The following is an 18,650-nucleotide window of genomic DNA, read 5'->3' on the forward strand; positions in this document are numbered from 1 at the left end:
TGCTACATTCGAAGCCCTCATGAACAAGATTTCGCTGGCCCTACTACTGATCCCCTTCGGGCGGAGACGGTAGAGCGCGCGCGCAAATCCCTCACCACGGCCCGTTCGCACCAGCAACGGGCCGTTTTGTTTGGGGTTGCTGGTGGATTCCCAACCACAGCGAGAAATCCAAGATGTTGAAGCAACCCGACCGCAAGTACCGCGCCTTCGCCCCGATCGCCTTGAAGGACCGCACCTGGCCCGACGCCGTGCTGGCCCGTGCGCCGATCTGGCTGTCGACCGACCTGCGCGACGGCAACCAGGCGCTGGTGGAGCCGATGGACATCGCCCGCAAGATGAAGATGTTCGAGACGCTGGTGGCGATCGGATTCAAGGAAATCGAGGTGGGCTTTCCCTCGGCCTCGCAGGTCGAGTTCGACTTCGTGCGCAAGCTGATCGAGGAAGACCGCATTCCCGACGATGTCACGATCCAGGTGCTCACGCAGGCCCGCGACCATTTGATCGAGCGCACCTTCGAAGCCTTGCAGGGCGCGCCGCGCGCCATCGTCCACCTCTATAACGCGGTGGCGCCGGTCATGCGGCGCGTGGTGCTGGGCATGGACGAGGACCAGATCGTCGAACTCGCGACCACCCATGCGCGGATGTTCAACGACTGCGCCGCCAGGCAGCCGGCCACGCAATGGACCTTCCAGTATTCGCCCGAGATGTTCTCGGGCACCGACCTCGCGTTCTCCAAGCGGGTGGTCGATGCGGTCACCGAAGTCTGGGCCCCGACGCCCGCGCGCAAGTGCATCGTCAACCTGCCGTCGACGGTCGAGCATTCGACGCCGAACATCTTCGCCGACATGATCGAGTGGATGCACCGCCATCTCGCGCGCCGTGACGCGATCGTGCTGTCGGTGCATCCGCACAACGACCGCGGCACCGGCACCGCGGCCGGCGAGTTCGCCCTGATGGCGGGCGCCGACCGCATCGAAGGCTGCCTGTTCGGCAACGGCGAACGCACCGGCAACCTCGACCTGGTGAACGTGGCGCTCAACCTCTACACGCAGGGGGTGTCGCCCGAGCTCGACTTCTCGAACATCGACGAGATCCGCGCCACCGTCGAGCACTGCAACCAGCTGCCCGTCCATCCGCGCCATCCCTATGTCGGCGACCTGGTCTACACCTCGTTCTCGGGTTCGCACCAGGACGCGATCAAGAAGGCCTTCAGCGCCCGCCGCGATGGCGACATCTGGGACATGCCGTATCTCCCGATCGATCCGAAGGACGTCGGCCGCAGCTACGAAGCCGTGATCCGGGTCAACAGCCAGTCGGGCAAGGGCGGCATCGCCTACCTGCTCGAAAGCGAATACGGGCTCGAATTGCCGCGCCGCCTGCAGATGGAATTCAGCCAGACCGTGCAGCGCGTGATGGACGTCGCCGGCAAGGAGCTGACGGCCGCCGACCTCTATGCGCTGTTCGAGCGCGAGTACGGCGTGCGCGACGACAACGGCCCGCAGCACCAGGTGCTCGAAGAGCAGGGCGAAGGCGCCACCGCCTCGGTGGTGCTGCGCGCCGACCTGCCGTGGGAGGGCGACATCCGCCCGGTCGAAGGCCGCGGCAACGGGCCGATCGACGCCTTCATCCACGCCCTGGCCAGCGCCACCGGTCACGCAATCCGCGTGATCGACTACCACCAGCATGCGATCGGCGCCGGCGCCGACGCCCAGGCGGTCGCCTACCTCGAGTTGCGCGTCGACGAAGCGATGACGCTGTTCGGTGTCGGCATCGATGCCAATATCATCTCGGCCTCGCTCAAGGCCATCGTTTCGGGGTTGACCCGGGCGCGGGCACGGGGCGCGCACAGCGCACAATCGGTGGCTGAATCCGCATAAGGCGACGCACGGACGCGGCCCCTGGGCGCGTCCCGGCACAAGGAGATCCACGATGGCTGACAAACTGATCATTTTCGACACCACCCTGCGCGACGGCGAGCAGTCGCCCGGGGCGTCCATGACCAAGGACGAGAAGCTGCGCATCGCGCGCCAGCTCGAGCGGCTGCGGGTCGACGTCATCGAGGCCGGCTTCCCGGCCAGCTCGAACGGCGACTTCGATGCCGTGAGCGCGATCGCCAAGGCGATCAAGGACTCGACCGTCTGCGGCCTGTCGCGCGCCAACGACCGCGACATCTCGCGCGCGGCCGAGGCGCTCAAGGGAGCCGCCAACGGGCGCATCCACACCTTCATCGCGACCTCGCCGCTGCACATGGAGAAGAAGCTGCGGATGACGCCCGACGAGGTGTTCGAGCAGGCGAAGCTGGCGGTGCGCTTCGCGCGCAACCTGGTGGCCGACGTCGAGTTCAGCCCCGAGGACGGCTACCGCAGCGATCCCGACTACCTGTGCCGGGTGCTCGAGGCCGTGATCAACGAAGGCGCGACCACGATCAACGTGCCGGACACCGTCGGCTATGCGATCCCCGAGCTCTACGGCAACTTCATCAAGTCGTTGCGCGAGCGCATCCCGAACAGCGACAAGGCGATCTGGTCGGTCCACTGCCACAACGACCTCGGCATGGCGGTGGCCAATTCGCTGGCCGGCGTGAAGATCGGCGGCGCCCGCCAGGTCGAGTGCACCATCAACGGCCTGGGCGAGCGCGCCGGCAACTGCTCGCTCGAAGAGATCGTGATGGCGGTCAAGACCCGCAAGGACTACTTCGGCCTCGAGATGGGCATCGACACCCGCCACATCGTGGCGGCCAGCCGGATGGTCAGCCAGACCACCGGTTTCGTGGTGCAGCCGAACAAGGCGGTGGTGGGGGCCAATGCCTTCGCCCACGCCTCCGGCATCCACCAGGACGGCGTGCTCAAGGCGCGCGACACCTACGAGATCATGCGGGCCGAGGACGTGGGCTGGAGCGCCAACAAGATCGTGCTGGGCAAGCTCAGCGGCCGCAACGCCTTCAAGCAGCGGCTGCAGGACCTGGGCGTCACGATGGAGAGCGAGGCCGACATCAACGCCGCCTTCGCCCGCTTCAAGGAACTGGCCGACAGAAAAAGTGAAATATTTGACGAAGACATCCTCGCGCTGGTCAGCGACGGAGAGCTCTCGCACGTTGGTGAGCAGTTCGGCTTTGTATCCTTGTCGCAACATAGTGAAACAGGTGAGCGGCCCCAGGCCCGCATCGTCTTCACCGTGCAGGGCAAGGAGGTCACGGGCGAGTCCGACGGGAACGGTCCGGTCGACGCGTCCCTGAAGGCGATCGAGGCCCATGTGAAGAGCGGGGCCGAGATGGTGCTCTATTCGGTCAATGCGATCAGTGGATCGACCGAAAGCCAGGGGGAAGTGACGGTTCGCCTGCAGAATGCCGGCCGGGTGGTCAATGGGGTGGGTGCCGATCCCGACATCGTGGTCGCTTCGGCAAAAGCATACTTAAGTGCTCTCAACAAGTTACAGAGCCAAGCTGAGAGAGTAGCTGCACAAGGTTAGGTTTTTGATGCTCCTTGTATTCGATTTGAAGAAGAGGGTGCAAGTAACTGATATTGCGTGTCTTTTTTGATTTCGTTTACACTGCGGTCACCTTTTATCGCCGCTGGAGAGTTTTGAATGTCTGAAGCCCGTTCCTACCGAGTTTCCAGCCAGCGGTTCCTACCTACCCTTCGCCTTGCCGCCGTCGTTCTGTGTGCGACGGCGTTTTTGTTGCCCGGCGCGCAGGCCGCCACCGCCGCCAAGAAGAAGGCGGCCGTGAGCGCCGATTCGAGCCGGAAGGCCTCGACGGGCGCGAGCGCGAAACGCAGCAGCGGCAAGCCGGTCGCCAACGTTGACAAAGCCGACAAGAGCGTGAGCGGCGGGCGCAATGTGGTAGCGACGATCCGCCAGAAGAATGGCAGGACCGTGGTGGCCGTGCAGCGCCGCTCGATCGTGCGGGTCGCGGAAGCCGCGCCGGCGCGCCAATCCTTCGGCCAGATGGCCGGCCTCCACAGCACCGAAGACGCGCTCGACCTGAAATCCAGCGTGGCCCTGGTGATCGACCAGGACACCCAGGAAGTCCTGTTCAGCAAGAACGACCACGCCGTGCTGCCGATCGCGTCGCTGACCAAGCTCATGACCGGCCTGCTGATCAGCGAAGCCAAGCTGCCGTCCGACGAACTGGTCACCATCACCCAGGACGACGTCGACACCGAGAAGTTCAGCCGTTCGCGTCTGGTGGTGGGCACCAGCCTGCCGCGCGGCGAACTGCTGCACCTGGCGCTGATGTCGAGCGAGAACCGTGCGGCCCATGCCCTCGGCCGCACCTATCCCGGCGGCCTGTCCACCTTCGTGAGCGTCATGAACGCCAAGGCCAAGATGCTCGGCATGAAGGACACGCGCTACGTCGAGCCCACCGGCCTGTCGAGCCGCAACCAGTCGAGCGCCCAGGACTTGGCCCTGCTCGTCAACGCCGCCTACGCCGATGCCACCGTGCGCCAACTGTCGACCTCGCCCGAGTACCAGGTGGAAGTCGGCAACCGGACGCTGCAGTTCAACACCACGAACCGCCTGGTCAAGAGCCCGGATTGGGACATCGGGGTGCAGAAGACCGGTTACATCTCGGAAGCCGGCCAATGCCTGGTGATGCAGGCGAAGATCGCCGGCCGCAAGCTGATCATGGTGTTCCTGGATTCCGCCGGCAAGTTCAGCCGCATCGGCGATGCCGAGCGCGTCCGCCGCTGGGTCGAGGCGACCCACATGGGCCGGCCGAATCCCGGCTTGCAGCAGGCTTTCGCGCACGCCGCGAGCTGAGGGCGGGGTCCTCCGGTCCGTTGAGGACCGAGGAAGGTCTCACGACGCCCCCTGCTGCTCCGCCTTGTAACCCAGGGCGCCCGAGATTTCGTTGGCGGTGGCTTGCAGCTTTGGCAGCCAGCCTTCGTCCAGCCGGTCGGCCGGGGCCGAGATCGACAGGCCCGCGACCAGCTTGCCCTGGTCGTCGTAGATGCCGGCGGCCATGCAGCGCACGCCGAGCTCGAGTTCCTCGTTGTCGCGCGCGATGCCGTACTGGCGGGCCTTGGACAGTTCGCGTTCCAGCGCCGGCAACTGCGTGATGCTGTTGCGCGTGTGGCCGGCCAGGCCGGTGCGGGTGGCGTAGCTGCGGATGCGCTGGGGCTCGTCGACCGCCAGGAACAGCTTGCCGGTCGACGTGAGGTGCAGCGGGGCGCGGCCACCGATGGCGCGCACCACCTGCATGCCCGAGCGCTCGCTGTAGGCGCGCTCGATGTAGACGATCTCGTCGCCCTGGCGCATGCTGAGGTTGACCGGCTGCTGGGTCAGCTTGTGCAATTCCCGCATCGGGGTCAGCGCTGCGTCGCGCACGTTGAGCCGGCCCTTGACCAGGTTGCCCAGCTCCAGCAGCCGCATGCCGAGCCGGTAGCTGCCGGCCTCGGGGCGGTCGACGAAGCGCCCGACCGCCAGGTCGTTGAGGATCCGGTGCGTGGTCGACGGATGCAGGCCCGTCTTTTCGCTGATCTCCTTGAGGGAAATCGCTTCTTCACGCGACGCCAGCACATCGATGAGCGAGAACATCCGCTCGATGACCTGGATCACGGGCGTGGCGGGAACGTCTGATTGTGGTTTTCTCATGTGCAACGCGGTGGGAGACCGGTCGCCATTTTACTTGGTGAAATGGGTTTGCGCTTGCCAGCGTCCGTCGATCAGCACTTCGTGCGGCGTGAAACGCGCTTTGTAGTTCATCTTGGCGCTGCCTTCGATCCAGTAGCCGAGGTAGACGTGGGGCAGGGCGAGCTTGCGGGCCTGCTCGATCTGCCACAGCACGCTGTAGTTGCCGTAGCCGGCACCCGGTTCGGGCTCGTAGAAGGTATAGACCGCCGACAGGCCATCGTTCAGCACGTCGAGGATGGAGACCATCTTGAGGGCGCCGGCGCTGCCGTCGGCCAGCGTCTCGCGGAACTCGACCAGCCGCGAATTGACCCGGCTCTGGAGCAGGAACTGGGTGTACTGGTCGATGCTGTCGTGGTCCATGCCGCCGCCCGAATGGCGGCCGTTCTGGTAGCGCAGGTAGAGCTGGTAGTGCTCGGGCACGAAGCACAGCTTGAGCACCCGGGCCTGCAGGCCGGCGTGGCGCGACACGGCGCGGCGCTGGCTGCGATTGGGCTTGAATTCGTTGGCCAGCACGCGCAGCGGCACGCAGGCGCTGCAGCCGTCGCAATACGGCCGGTAGGTGAACATGCCGCTGCGGCGGAAGCCGCTCAGCACCAGGTCCGAGTAGGCGTCGTTGTGGATCAGGTGGCTCGGCGTGGCGACCTGCGAGCGCGCCTGCCGGTCCGGCAGATAGCTGCACGGATAGGGGGCCGTTGCGTAGAACTGCAGCGTGTGGAGCGGGAGATCCTTGAGGTGCGTCACGTCGGGTTGGAGCTTCGCGCAGGCAGGAGTTCGTTCCAGTATACGGGCTCGAAGCGCCAGTGAGGGCCGGTCTCCCGGCGCGCGTGGGCGACGTGCGACACGAAGCGCTGGCGCGGCATTTCGCGCGCCCCGAGGCTGGCGAGATGGCTGGTCTTCTGCTGGCAGTCGATCATGGCGATGCCTTGGCGGCGGCAGAACGCGACCAGGGCCGCCAGCGCGATCTTGGAGGCGTCGGGGCGGCGCGTGAACATCGATTCGCCGAACACCGCGCGGCCGATGGCGACGCAGTAGAGGCCGCCCGCGAGCGCGCCGTCGATCCAGGTCTCGATGCTGTGGGCATGGCCGGCCCGGTGCAGCTCGCCGTAGGCGGCCACCATCTCCGGCAGGATCCAGGTGCCGGACTGGCCGATCCGCGGCGCCTGGGAGCAGGCCGAGATGACGGTCTCGAAGCCGTGGTCGAAACGGATCTCGCAGCGCGGCGAGGCGCGAAAGGCGTCCAGGGTCTTGCGCAGCGACCGGTGGAGCCGGAAATCGGCCGTCTGCAGCACCATGCGTGGGTCGGGGCTCCACCAGAGGATCGGCTGGCCCTCGCTGAACCATGGAAAGATGCCGCTGCCATAGGCCCGCAGCAGACTGGCGACGTCGAGGCTGCCGCCGGCCGCCAGCAGGCCGGGCACGGGGTCGGCCTCACCCCACGCCAGGGCGGCATCGGGCAGGGGGTCTCCGGGATCGAGCCAGGGCAGTTGCATGGTGGCAGGTATACACGGCTTCGGACAGACGATTCCGAAGCCCAAGCCGAATGATCCCCAAAACCCTATAGTCGTTCCTGCGCCCGAAAAAAATGCCCCCCCAGACTGCAAGAGGACCCACGGTGACCACAGATACGAACCCCATGCGCTTCGGCAGCGGCCAGGCCGTCAGACGGCTCGAGGACGAGAAACTGCTGGCCGGTGCCGGCCGCTACACCGACGACGTCGCGCCGGCGGGCCAGAGCTGGCTGTGCTTCGTGCGTTCGCCCTATCCGCACGCGCGGTTGGTGGCGGTCGATACGGCGGCGGCCCGGGGGATGCCCGGCGTGCTCGGCGTCTTCACCGGTGCCGACCTCGACCAGGCCGGCGTCAAGCCGATGCCGGGCGCGCCCTTCAAGCGCGCCGACGGCGCCGACTGCGCGACGCCCGCGCGCCGCGTGCTGGCGCTGGAGCGGGTGCGTTTCGTCGGCGAGCCGGTCGCCATCGTGGTCGCCCAGACCCTGACCCAGGCGCGCGATGCGGCCGAGGCGGTGATGGTCGACTACCAAGAGCTCCCCATGGTGGTCGACCTGCGAGGGGCGACTGCCGAGGGCGCACCGCTGCTCTGCGACGAGGGCACCGGCAACATCGCGGCCGAGATGCGCCACGGCAGTGCCGAAGCGACCGCGCAAGCCTTCGCCAAGGCCAGCCACGTGGTGGCGCTGGACGTGCTCAACCAGCGCGTGGTCGCGCTGACGATCGAGCCGCGCACCGTGCTGGCCGAATTCGATCCGGCCACCGACCGCATCACGATCCGGATGAGCACGCAGATGCCTTCCGGCGTGCGCGATTCGGTGTGCGACGCGATCGGCCTCGCCAAGGACAAGGTGCGGGTGGTGGTGGGCGACGTGGGCGGCGGCTTCGGCATGAAGACCGGCGCCTACCCCGAGGACATCGCGGTCGCCTACGCCGCCCGCGCGCTGCGGCGCCCGGTGAAGTGGGTGGCGGACCGCAGCGAAGAGTTCCTGACCACCTCGCACGGCCGCGACATCGAGGCCAAGGCGGAACTGGCGCTCGATGCCCAGGGCAAGATCCTCGGCCTGCGCATCCGCACCCATGCCAACGTCGGCGCCTACGCGACCGCCACCGGGGTCGCGATCCAACTGCTGATCGGTCCGTGGGTGCAGACCAGCGTCTACGACATCCAGACCATCGACTTCCATTTCAAGGCGGTGCTGACCAACACCGCCCCCACCGGCGCCTACCGCGGCGCCGGCCGGCCCGAGGCCATCTACACGATGGAGCGGCTGATGGACGAGGCGGCGCGCCAGACCGGCATCGACCGGATCGAGCTGCGCCGGCGCAACTTCATCGGCCCGGCGCAGATGCCCTACAAGAACCCGATGCAGCAGGTCTACGACACCGGGGCCTTCGAATCGGTCATGGACCAGGCGCTGGCGCTGGCCGACTGGCAGGGCTTCGACGCCCGGGCGGCCGAATCGAAGCGGCAGGGGCGCATGCGCGGCCTGGGCATCGCCACCTTCCTCGAGTGGACCGGCGGCAACGTGTTCGAGGAGCGGGTGACGGTGGCGGTGCGCGCCGACGGCGTGATCGAGGTGTTCTCGGCCGTCAACGCGATGGGGCAGGGCATCGCGACCACCCTGGCGCAGCTGGTGGTCGACGCCTTCGGCGTGCCGATCGCGCAGGTGCACATCGTGCTGGGCGACACCGACCGCGGCGACGGCTTCGGCAGCGCCGGCTCGCGCTCGCTGTTCGCCGGCGGCTCGGCGGTCCGTGTCGGCGCCGAGCGCACCATCGAGAAGGGCCGCGAACTGGCGGCCCAGGAGCTCGAGGTGGCGACAGCCGACGTCGAGTACGCGGCCGGCGTCTTCAAGGTGGCGGGCACCGACCTGAAACTCGACCTCTTCACGCTGGCCGGCAAGCAGGCCGAGCAGCAGATCTTCGTCGACTCGACCAGCACGGTGTCCGGGCCGACCTGGCCGAACGGCTGCCACATCACCGAAGTCGAGATCGATCCGCCCACCGGCGAGATCAGCATCCAGACCTATGCCTCGGTCAACGACGTCGGCCGGGTGGTCAACCCGCTGATCGTGCGCGGCCAGCTCGAGGGCGGGGCGGTGCAGGGGATCGGCCAGGCGCTGTGCGAGCGGGTGGTCTACGACAGCGAGACCGGCCAGCCGCTGACCGGCAGCCTGATGGACTACGCGGCACCGCGCGCCGACATCATCGCCACCATGTTCCGCATGGAGATGGACGAGTCGACGCCCTGCAAGAACAACCCGCTGGGGGTCAAGGGCGTGGGCGAGCTGGGCACCATCGGCGCCACGCCGGCGGTGGTCAATGCGGTGGCGGATGCGCTGGCGCGCAACGGGCTGGCGGACCGGACGCCGCATCTGGACATGCCGTTGACGCCGGATCGGGTCTGGCGGTTGATGCAGGCGGCCTAGTCTGTCCCGCAGCGCTCAGAAGTCTTCCATCGGCAGGCCGACATAGTTCTCGGCCAGCGAGGTCGAGGCCGCATGCGAGTGCACCAGGTAGTCGAGCTCGGCCTCCTGGATCTTCTGGCCGAATTCGCCGGTGTCCGGGAAGCGGTGCATCAGCGAAGTGAACCACCACGAGAAGCGCTCGGCCTTCCAGACCCGGCGCAGGCAGAGGTCGGAGTAGCGGTCCAGCGCCGAGGGCGTCTTCTCGCCGTAGAAGATCTCGAAGGCACGCGACAGGTAGCCGACGTCGGCCGTGGCCAGGTTCAGGCCCTTGGCGCCGGTCGGCGGCACGATGTGGGCCGCGTCGCCGGCCAGGAACAGGCTGCCGAAGCGCATCGGCTCGGCCACGAAGCTGCGCAGCGGCGCGATGCTTTTCTCGAGCGAGGGACCGGTCACGAGGCGTTCGCGGGCCTCGGGGTCGAGGCGCAGGCGCAGCTCGTTCCAGAAGGCCTCGTCGCTCCAGTCCTCGACCTTTTCCTCGGTCGGCACCTGCACGTAGTAGCGGCTGCGGGTGGCGCTGCGCATGCTGCACAGCGCGAAGCCACGGGCGGTGTTGGCGTAGATCAGCTCGTGCGACACCGGCGGCACGTCGGCCAGCACGCCGAGCCAGCCGAAGGGATAGATCTTCTCGTAGGTGTGGAGCGCGTCGGCCGGCACGCTGGCGCGGCTGATGCCGTGGTAGCCGTCGCAGCCGGCGATGAAGTCGCATTCGACCTCGTGGGTGGCGCCGTCCTTCTGGTAGCGCACCCGGGGGCGGGCGGTGTCGAAGTCGTGCAGGCTGACCGAGGCGGCGTTGTAGATGGTGGTCAGGCCGGCGGCCTCGCGCGCTTCCATCAGGTCGCGGGTCACTTCGGTCTGGCCGTACACCGTGACCTGCTTGCCGCCGGTCAGGCCGTGCAGGTCGATGCGATGCCGGGCGCCCTTGAACAGCAGCTCGATGCCCTCGTGCGGCAGGCCCTCGGCCTTGGCCCGGGTGTCGACACCGGCGCGCGCCAGCAGGTCCATCGTGATCTGCTCGAGCACCCCGGCGCGGATGCGGCCCAGCACGTAGTCGCCGCTCTGGCGTTCGAGAATGACGTTGTCGATGCCGGCCTTGTGCAGCAGCTGGCCGAGCAAGAGCCCGGCGGGGCCTGCGCCGATGATGGCAACCTGTGTTCGCATGCGAGTCTCCTGAAGTTTGCGCAAGCGTAGGGCGTCGGTTCCGTTCCGGGGGCGCCGGCCGGCACGCGCTGTGCGATCATGAAAGCACTTGCGCGATCATCGCGCAATCCCTTTCGACCATGACCATCGCCAAAGCAGATTTCATCGAGGGCATTGCCAAGGGCATGGCCGTGCTCGAGAGCTTCGACACCGAGCGCCAGCGGCTCAACGCCACCCTGGCCGCCGAGCGGGCCGGGCTCACGCGCGCCGCGGCCCGGCGCCACCTGCTGACCCTGGCGCACCTGGGCTACCTGGAAACCGACGGCAGCTATTTCTGGATGTCGCCCAAGGTGCTGCGCTTCTCGGGCAGCTACCTGGCGTCGTCGCGGCTGCCGCGGGCGCTGCAGCCGACCCTGAACCGGCTCGCGGCCCAGACCCAGGAGTCGTTCTCGGCCGTGGTGCTCGACGGCGAGGAGGTGGTGATCGTCGCGCGCAGCGGCAGCTACGCGGCGCCGACCCGGGTGCTCGCCTACGGCCTGCATCTCGGGGCCCGGCTGCCGGCGCACGCGACCTCCACCGGCCGGGTGCTGCTGGCCGCGCTCAGCCCGGCCCAGCTCACCGAATGGCTCAAGGCGCGGCGGCTGTCGCGGCTGACGCCACAGACCATCACCCAGGCCCGGGGGCTGCGCCAGCGCATCGCGCAGGCCCGCAAGGACGACTTCTGCTTTGCCAGCGAGGAGCACGAACTCGGCGTCCAGGCCTTGGCGGTGCCGCTGCGCGACATGCAGGGGCGCACGGTGGCGGCGCTCAACGTGGTGCTGTCGGGCGGCCGCTACCAGGAGGAGGTCCTGCGCCGCGACCTGCTGCCGCTGTTGTTCGATGCGGCCCGAGAGGTCAGGGCCCTGCTGTGAGTCGCTACCATCGCGTTCGGCCCACCGCGGAAGACTGAACCATGCGACTGCTGCTGCTCGAAGACGATGTGATGATCGGCGAAGCCGTGCTCGACCTGCTGCGGGCGGAGCAGTACGCGGTCGACTGGGTCAAGGACGGCGAGGCCGCCGACACCGCCCTGCGCACGCAGCAGTACGACCTGGTGCTGCTCGACCTCGGCGTGCCGCGCCGCGACGGGCTCGACGTGCTGCGCGCGCTGCGGGCCCGCAAGCAGCGCATGCCGGTGCTGATCGCGACCGCGCGCGACTCGGTCGCCCAGCGCATCGAGGGGCTCGATGCCGGCGCCGACGACTACGTGCTCAAGCCCTACGACCTCGACGAGCTGCTGGCCCGCATCCGGGCGCTGCTGCGGCGGGCCTCCGGGCGGGCCGAGCCGGTCTACGAGCACATGGGCGTGAGCGTCAATCCGGCCACCCGCGAGGTCAGCGTGGGCGGCCAGCCGGTGATCCTGTCGGCGCGCGAGTGGGCGGTGCTGGAGCCGCTGCTGGCCCGGCCCGGCATGGTGCTGTCGCGGGCCCAGCTCGAGGAGAAACTCTACAGCTGGAAGGACGAGATCAGCAGCAACGCGGTCGAGGTCTATGTGCATGGGCTGCGCAAGAAGCTGGGCGCCGACCTGATCCGCAACGTGCGGGGGGTGGGCTACATGGTGCCCAAGGAATGAAGAGCGCCGCGCCGGGCCGCCCCAAGCAAGCTCGCGCCCCCTCGGGGGGCAGCGAGGACACGAAGTGCCGAGCGTGGGGGCATCGATGAAGTCGCTCCGGGCCCGGTTGCTGTGGTTCCTGTTGGCCGCCATCGTGCTGGCGGCGGGCACCCAGGCCGTCGTCACCTACCGCGCGGTGCTCGAGGCGGCCGACGACATCTTCGACCAGCACATGCAGCAGATGGCGCTGTCGCTGCGTGCCGGCCTGCCGCCGAGTTCCACGGTCGGCGGCCTCGGCGGCGGCGAGGAGAATTTCGAGTTCATCGTCCAGATCTGGACCCTGGACGGCATCCGGATCTTCGATTCGGCCGCCCAGTCGGCGCTGCCGCAGCGTGCGGTGCTCGGCTTCTCCAACGTGAAGGCGCGCGGCACCACCTACCGCGTGTTCTCGCTGGCGACCGGGGCGCTGGTGATCCAGGTGGCGCAGGACATGGCGGCGCGGCGCCGCATGGCGGGCACGCTGGCCCTGCGCACCGTCGGGCCGATCGTGCTGGCAGCGCCGCTCTTGATGCTGGTGGTCTGGTGGGTGGTGAGCCGCTCGCTGGCCCCGGTGGCCCGGGTGCGCCGCCAGGTGGCGACCCGGCAGGCCGACGACCTGTCGCCGCTCAACGAGGCCGACCTGCCCGAGGAGGTGCGGCCGCTGGTGCACGAGCTGAACCTGCTGTTCGTGCGGGTGCGCCAGGCCTTCGAGGCCCAGAAGCACTTCGTCGCCGACGCGGCGCACGAGCTGCGCTCGCCGCTGGCGGCGCTCAAGCTGCAGGTGCAGGGCCTGCAGCGGGCCGCCGACGACGCGACGCGCGAGCTGGCGGTGGCCCGGCTGGCCGCCGGCATCGACCGGGCGACCCGGCTGGTCGAGCAGATGCTGGCCCTGGCACGGCACGAGGCCAGCGCGGCGGCTGGCGCTCAGCCGGAAGCGGTCAGTCTGCCCGAGGTGGCGCGTCTGGCGATTTCCGACACCGTGGCCGCGGCCCAGTCGCGCGACATCGACATCGGCATGGCGCGGGCCGACCCGGCGACGGTGCGGGGCCAGCCGGAAGCGTTGCGCACGCTCTTGCGCAACCTGATCGACAACGCGGTCAAGTACACGCCGCCCGGCGGCCGTGTCGACGTCGGGATCGCCGCCGGCCCGGGCGGGGTCGAACTGAGCGTCGACGACAGCGGACCCGGCCTGCCCGAGAGCGAGCGCGAGCGCGTGCTCGACCGCTTCTACCGCGCCGGCCAGGCCCAGGCCCCCGGCAGCGGCCTGGGCCTGTCGATCGTCAAGTCGATCGCCGACCTGCACGGCGCGGCCGTGTCGCTGGAGCCATCGTCTCTCGGCGGCCTGCGCGTTCTGGTTCGCTTCCCCGCCGCGGCCTGACTGCCCCGGCCGGCGCAGCCCGGCCCGTTGGTGAACCACCGCGGAACTGGCTTTGCCAGGCCGCTGGCTCTGGCAGCGACTGGAGGCGCCCGGACACGAAGTGCCGGGCAACCTGGGGGCGAGCCAATTTAAGCCGGGCCTAAGCCAGGGGCCCGACATTCCTTTCGTGCTCTCTTCCCACACTCGAAAGGATTTCTGATGAAAACCGGTTTGACCTCGCCCCGCGCGCTCGTGCTTTCGCTGGCAGCCGCCGGCGTGATCGGTGCCGTCGGCACTGGCGCCTACACCAGCGCCCGTGCCGTGGCCGCGCCCCCGGCGCAGGCCGTTGCCGTCGCTGGCACCACCGCCGCTGGCACCAGCGCGCCGACGGTGTCCATGCCCGACTTCTCCACCATCACCGCCCGCGACGGCCAGGCGGTGGTCAACATCAGCGTCACCGGCACCACCAAGACGGCCGCCGCCGAAGGCGGCCCGCAGATGGATCCGGACGATCCGATGTACGAGTTCTACCGCCGCTTCGGTGGCGGCCAGGGCCCGCGCGGCCAGCAGCAGCCGCAGCGCGAGACCCCGGTCCGCGGCCAGGGCTCGGGCTTCATCCTGAGCGCCGACGGCATCATCCTGACCAACGCCCACGTCGTGAAGGACGCCAAGGAAGTCACGGTCAAGCTGACCGATCGCCGCGAGTTCAGCGCCAAGGTGCTCGGTTCGGACCCCAAGACCGACGTCGCCGTGATCAAGATCGAGGCCAAGAACCTGCCGGTGCTGGCGGTCGGCAGCACGAAGACCCTGAAGGCTGGCGAATGGGTGCTGGCCATCGGCTCGCCGTTCGGCTTCGAGAACACCGTCACCGCCGGCGTGGTCAGTGCCAAGGGCCGCTCGCTGCCGGACGACGGCTACGTGCCCTTCATCCAGACCGACGTCGCGATCAATCCGGGCAACTCCGGCGGCCCGCTGCTCAACACGCGCGGGGAGGTGGTCGGCATCAACTCGCAGATCTACAGCCGCAGCGGCGGCTACCAGGGCGTGTCGTTCGCGATCCCGATCGAGGTCGCGATGCAGGTCAAGGACCAGATCGTCGCCACCGGCCGCGCCACCCATGCGCGCCTGGGCGTCGCGGTCCAGGAAGTGAACCAGGCCTTTGCCGATTCGTTCAAGCTCGACAAGCCCGAGGGCGCGCTGGTCTCGAACGTCGAGAAGGGCGGCCCGGCCGACCAGGCCGGCCTGCGCTCGGGCGACGTGATCCGCAAGGTCGACGGCGAGCCGATCGTGGCCTCGGGCGACCTGCCGGCGCTGATCGGCCAGAGGAAGCCCGGCAGCAAGATCACGCTCGAGATCTGGCGCCAGGGTGCGCGCGAGGAAATCTCCGCCAAGCTGGGCGACGCGGCCGAGAAGGGCACCGCGGTGGCGAAGAACGAGGAGGGCGGCGCCAAGCAGGGCAAGCTCGGTCTCGCGCTGCGCCCGCTGCAGCCGCAGGAACAGCGTGAAGCCCAGGTCGACGGCGGCCTGCTGATCGCGGAGGTCGCGGGCCCGGCGGCGCTGGCCGGCGTGCAGACCGGCGACGTGCTGCTGGCCATCAACGGCACGCCGGCCAAGAGCATCGACCAGGTGCGCGAGGTGGTGGCCAAGGCCGACAGGTCGGTGGCGCTGCTGATCCAGCGCGACGGCAACAAGATCTTCGTGCCGGTCCGCCTGGGCTGACGGGCTGCGCTCGAGGGACCGGCCGATTGCGACTTAGTGCCGGTCTCGCGGGCCGATCGTCAGGACAGCGTGCAAAAGTGCCTTGGCGATCAAATCACCGCCCAGTAACAATCCAGGCTTCACTGATCGAAAGGTTTCCCGGTGGCACTTCGCGATATAGCGCTGACTGTTCTCGAGCTGGAGCCCAATGAATTCCATTGGGTTCTGATGGAGGCAGTCCAGGCCGAGTCCGAGGATTGCCTGGGATTCAGGCCGATCGACTGCTCGACACAGGGCGTTCCCGACTATTCGGAAGCGCTGATCCAGGGCGCCTCGGCGCTTCGCGTGCTGCAAGGCCTCGCGCCCTTCGGCAAGCCGAAGACGCCGGTCAGCATCGGCGAGAGCACCGCGGCCCCCTTGCCCGACGCGGGCGGGGTGACCACCGCCTTCTCCAGCGGCCCGGACTCGTGCATGTTCACCACCGACCATTCGATTCTCTAGGGGCCTGCGTTCAACGGCCCTGGGCATCGAAGTGCAGGGCCGTGACCGCGATCACCTGGGCCGCCCGCGAGCGGATGGTGCCTCGCTGCGACACGCCGCGCAGCACCAGCAACGGCGGGGCCGGCGTGCGGCAGGGCGCCGGGGACCGGCGATGAAAGCCGACCGCCGCGAACGGCAGCAGAAATCTGGCAGCGAGCGTGTCGGGATGTTGCATGATCCTGAAGTTACGCGGCCGCCGCTCTTTCGCCCATCTCTCCGAAGGAGGCATGGCACCCCCAAAGCGGCATAGACCGGAAGGGCGGCCATGCGTTCAGGCATTCACCATGGAGAGCAAGGAACAATGACGAGATTGATCGTGTTGCAGAAGAACGGTTCGGCCAAGCAGGTCAACATGACCCGCACCCCCTTCGTCGTCGGCCGCGCCGACAGCTGCGACCTGGTGCTGGACAACCCGCTCGTGAGCCGCTCCCACGCGGTGTTCGAGGCGGTGGGCAACGCCATGACGATCCGCGATCTGCAGAGCCACAACGGGACCTACGTCAATGGCCAGCGGGTCGAGGGCACCGAATTGGGCAACGGCGACGAAATCAAGATCGGCGGCTATCAGATCCGCTTCCTGTCGCAGGGCGGTCCGATCGGGGCCGCGGAGGCGCTGCGGCTGGTGACCGTGCCGGGCCGCCTGGCCGACATCGACCTGCAGCGGCTGAACGCCAAGCCCTGAGCGGTGCCAGCCTCGAAAGATGCTGGAAAAAAGGAAGTAAGTCGCAATCCGATCGGATAGCAACACAAGCCGTTCGGCTGATTCCCGTCAGCCCGTTTGCGGCGCACAGTGAGCGCTCGACGACTCCGGGAGCACAGCATGGACTCTGAGGTCTTGACCCTTGGCGTACTGGCGATCCTGGTGGCGGGCGGCTGGCTGATCGACGTCCTGAGTCATCGGGGGGCATCGCCGCTGCAGCGCCGCATGGTCCACCAGATCAAGAAATCGGCCGACACGATTCGCGGGGCACCGCTGCGCTGATCCGATCCGTCATCGGGGGGACGTCGGGCGCTTCGTTTTCCGTGAACAATAGCGCCCATGCCCACCCGCACCCTCGTTGGCCACCTCAAGATTTGCGATGGATTGATTCTCTGGGCCGACGAAGACGCGCACACGCTGCTCGACTATCCGTCGGGCGCGCTCACGGACATGCCCTTCGACGATGTCCTGCCGCCCGCTTCCGGCACCGAGATGAACCTCCCGGCGCGCGGCGCGGTCGATGGCCGCCGGGTCGTGCTGCGGGCCCGGCACGGCCACACGATCATGGCCGACCTGCGCGGCGAGCGCATGGACGACCGATGCGTGCTGTGGAGCTTCACGCCGACGGCGCGCGGCGTGCGCGGCGAGCGGCTCGACCTGCTGTCGCGCCATGACGCGCTGACGCGGCTGCCCAATCGCGTGCCCTCGGCCGAGGAGCTCAATCCGGCACCGGTGCGCAACGGCGACGGCGAGCGCCTGCTGGCGGTCTGCTACCTCGACCTCGACCATTTCCGCGACATCAACGAGAGCTTCGGCCCGGTGGGCGGAGATGCGGTGCTGCGCGAGGTGGCGCGCCGCCTGAAGGCCGCGGTGCCGGGCGATGCCAGCGTGGCCCGGGTCGGCGGCGACGAGTTCGCGCTGCTGCTGTTCGTCAACGACGCGGCGCATTCCGAGGCCTTGCTGGAGCAGATCCTGGCCCGGCTGGCGCATCCGTTCCGGCTCCAGGACCGCTCGGCGCGGCTGCGCATCAGCGTCGGCGTGTCGCTGATGCGCCTGGGCGAGCAGCCGACCGAGGTCATGCTGCAGCAGGCGCAGCATGCGGTGTTCTTTGCCAAGCGGGCCGGCGGCAGCCAGGTCCATTTCTTCGATGCCGGCCAGGCGCACGAAGAACAGCAGGAACAGCGCATCCGCGAGCGGATCCAGGCCGGCCTGGCGAACCACGAGTTCCTGCTGGCCTACCAGCCCAAGGTCGACATGCAGTGCGGCCGGGTGATCGGCTTCGAGGCCCTGGTGCGCTGGCAACATCCCGAGCGGGGGCTGCTGCAGCCCTCCGCCTTCGTGCCGATGATCGAGGACCACGAACTGGTGGAGCAGCTCGGCGACTGGGCCATCGGCGAGGCGGTGCGGCAGGCGGCCGACTGGCTGGCTGCGGGAGTCCAGACCTCGGTCAGCGTCAACATCAGTCCGCGCCACCTGCTGCGGCCGGATTTCATCGAGCGGCTGGGCTTCCACCTGGGGCGCTTTCCGCAGCTGCACGCGGGCGTGCTCGAGCTCGAGATCCTCGAGACCACCGCCATCAAGGACTTCGGCGCCGTCGCCGATTTCATCGGCGCCTGCAAGGCGCTCGGGGTGCCGGTGGTCATGGACGACTTCGGCACCGGCTATTCGTCGCTGACCTACCTGCGGCGCCTGCCCGTGACCGCGCTCAAGCTCGACCAGTCCTTCGTGCGCGGCATGCTCGAGGATCCGGAGGACGAGGCGATCATCCGCGGCATCCTGGTGATGGCGCGCGGCTTCGGCCGCAAGACCATCGCCGAAGGGGTGGAGTCGGTGGCGCACGGCAATGCGCTGCTGGCGCTCGGCTGCACGCTCGGGCAGGGCTACGGCATCGCCAAGCCGCTGCCGGCCGCCGAGGTGCCGGCGTGGATCGCCGGCTTCGAGCAGGCGCCGCCCTGGGGCCGGGCGGCGGGCTGCTGAG

The 18,650-nt window shown here is 68.5% G+C and carries 17 protein-coding genes; 12 read left to right on the forward strand and 5 right to left on the reverse strand.

The features are described from left to right. Nucleotides 1-173: 173 nt before the first annotated feature. The 3 genes from leuA (at nt 174) to QTI33_RS24915 (ending at nt 4,761) form a co-directional block, all read left to right on the forward strand. Nucleotides 174-1,877, forward strand: a complete 1,704-nt coding sequence (gene leuA, locus QTI33_RS24905) for a 2-isopropylmalate synthase (RefSeq protein ID WP_286509039.1) — start codon at nt 174-176, stop codon at nt 1,875-1,877. Nucleotides 1,878-1,929: 52 nt separating this feature from the next. Then, nucleotides 1,930-3,468, forward strand: a complete 1,539-nt coding sequence (locus QTI33_RS24910; protein ID WP_286509040.1) for a 2-isopropylmalate synthase — start codon at nt 1,930-1,932, stop codon at nt 3,466-3,468. A 117-nt stretch (nt 3,469-3,585) separates the two neighbouring features. After that, complete coding sequence (locus QTI33_RS24915) at nt 3,586-4,761, forward strand: serine hydrolase (protein ID WP_286509041.1); 1,176 nt, start codon at nt 3,586-3,588, stop codon at nt 4,759-4,761. A gap of 39 nt (nt 4,762-4,800) precedes the next feature. Here the strand turns inward: QTI33_RS24915 and QTI33_RS24920 are convergent, their stop codons facing one another. From QTI33_RS24920 to aat, 3 genes are read right to left on the reverse strand one after another with little or no spacing between them, the layout of a single operon-like run. Then, nucleotides 4,801-5,595: an IclR family transcriptional regulator gene (locus tag QTI33_RS24920; RefSeq protein ID WP_286509042.1), complete on the reverse strand. Its 795-nt coding sequence runs from the start codon at nt 5,593-5,595 to the stop codon at nt 4,801-4,803. Nucleotides 5,596-5,625: 30 nt separating this feature from the next. Then, a complete protein-coding gene (locus QTI33_RS24925) occupies nt 5,626-6,375 on the reverse strand; it encodes an arginyltransferase (RefSeq protein ID WP_286509043.1) in 750 nt (249 codons plus the stop codon). Beyond that, nucleotides 6,372-7,124 carry a leucyl/phenylalanyl-tRNA--protein transferase gene (gene aat / locus QTI33_RS24930; RefSeq protein WP_286509044.1) on the reverse strand — a complete coding sequence of 251 codons (753 nt, stop codon included), beginning with the start codon at nt 7,122-7,124 and terminating at the stop codon, nt 6,372-6,374. The genes QTI33_RS24925 and aat overlap by 4 nt, the downstream gene beginning before the upstream one ends. A 122-nt stretch (nt 7,125-7,246) precedes the next feature. On the opposite strand from aat, the gene QTI33_RS24935 reads away from it, so the two are divergent. After that, on the forward strand, nt 7,247-9,571 hold the full coding sequence (locus tag QTI33_RS24935; RefSeq protein ID WP_286509045.1) for a xanthine dehydrogenase family protein molybdopterin-binding subunit: 2,325 nt from the start codon (nt 7,247-7,249) through the stop codon (nt 9,569-9,571). Between the two features lie 15 nt (nt 9,572-9,586). On the opposite strand, the gene pobA is transcribed toward QTI33_RS24935, so the two are convergent. Next, nucleotides 9,587-10,768, reverse strand: coding sequence for a 4-hydroxybenzoate 3-monooxygenase (gene pobA / locus QTI33_RS24940; protein WP_286509046.1), 1,182 nt, complete (start codon nt 10,766-10,768; stop codon nt 9,587-9,589). Between the two features lie 119 nt (nt 10,769-10,887). On the opposite strand from pobA, the gene QTI33_RS24945 reads away from it, so the two are divergent. From QTI33_RS24945 to QTI33_RS24965, 5 genes are all read left to right on the forward strand, one after another. Continuing rightward, nucleotides 10,888-11,658 (forward strand): IclR family transcriptional regulator domain-containing protein, encoded by a 771-nt coding sequence (locus QTI33_RS24945; protein ID WP_286509047.1) that lies wholly within the window; start codon nt 10,888-10,890, stop codon nt 11,656-11,658. 41 nt (nt 11,659-11,699) lie between these two features. Next, nucleotides 11,700-12,359 (forward strand): response regulator, encoded by a 660-nt coding sequence (locus QTI33_RS24950; protein WP_286509048.1) that lies wholly within the window; start codon nt 11,700-11,702, stop codon nt 12,357-12,359. Between the two features lie 85 nt (nt 12,360-12,444). Beyond that, nucleotides 12,445-13,755, forward strand: a complete 1,311-nt coding sequence (locus tag QTI33_RS24955) for an ATP-binding protein (protein WP_286509049.1) — start codon at nt 12,445-12,447, stop codon at nt 13,753-13,755. Nucleotides 13,756-13,953: 198 nt separating this feature from the next. Beyond that, on the forward strand, nt 13,954-15,453 hold the full coding sequence (locus tag QTI33_RS24960) for a Do family serine endopeptidase (RefSeq protein WP_286509050.1): 1,500 nt from the start codon (nt 13,954-13,956) through the stop codon (nt 15,451-15,453). Nucleotides 15,454-15,660: 207 nt separating this feature from the next. Further along, entirely contained in the window at nt 15,661-15,933 is a 273-nt protein-coding gene (locus tag QTI33_RS24965; RefSeq protein WP_286509051.1) for a hypothetical protein, read from the forward strand. A gap of 10 nt (nt 15,934-15,943) precedes the next feature. On the opposite strand, the gene QTI33_RS24970 is transcribed toward QTI33_RS24965, so the two are convergent. Next, complete coding sequence (locus QTI33_RS24970; protein ID WP_286509052.1) at nt 15,944-16,147, reverse strand: hypothetical protein; 204 nt, start codon at nt 16,145-16,147, stop codon at nt 15,944-15,946. A gap of 126 nt (nt 16,148-16,273) precedes the next feature. On the opposite strand from QTI33_RS24970, the gene QTI33_RS24975 reads away from it, so the two are divergent. The 3 genes from QTI33_RS24975 to QTI33_RS24985 all read left to right on the forward strand — a co-directional run bounded on the left by QTI33_RS24975 (nt 16,274) and on the right by QTI33_RS24985 (nt 18,649). Beyond that, nucleotides 16,274-16,654 (forward strand): FHA domain-containing protein, encoded by a 381-nt coding sequence (locus QTI33_RS24975; RefSeq protein ID WP_286509053.1) that lies wholly within the window; start codon nt 16,274-16,276, stop codon nt 16,652-16,654. Nucleotides 16,655-16,792: 138 nt separating this feature from the next. Next, on the forward strand, nt 16,793-16,954 hold the full coding sequence (locus QTI33_RS24980; protein ID WP_286509054.1) for a hypothetical protein: 162 nt from the start codon (nt 16,793-16,795) through the stop codon (nt 16,952-16,954). A 57-nt stretch (nt 16,955-17,011) separates the two neighbouring features. Continuing rightward, nucleotides 17,012-18,649, forward strand: a complete 1,638-nt coding sequence (locus QTI33_RS24985) for a putative bifunctional diguanylate cyclase/phosphodiesterase (protein WP_286509055.1) — start codon at nt 17,012-17,014, stop codon at nt 18,647-18,649. The last annotated feature ends 1 nt before the right edge of the window (nt 18,650 follow it).

This window comes from Variovorax davisae (genome assembly GCF_030316845.1).
Classification (GTDB): Bacteria; Pseudomonadota; Gammaproteobacteria; order Burkholderiales; family Burkholderiaceae_C; genus Variovorax; species Variovorax davisae.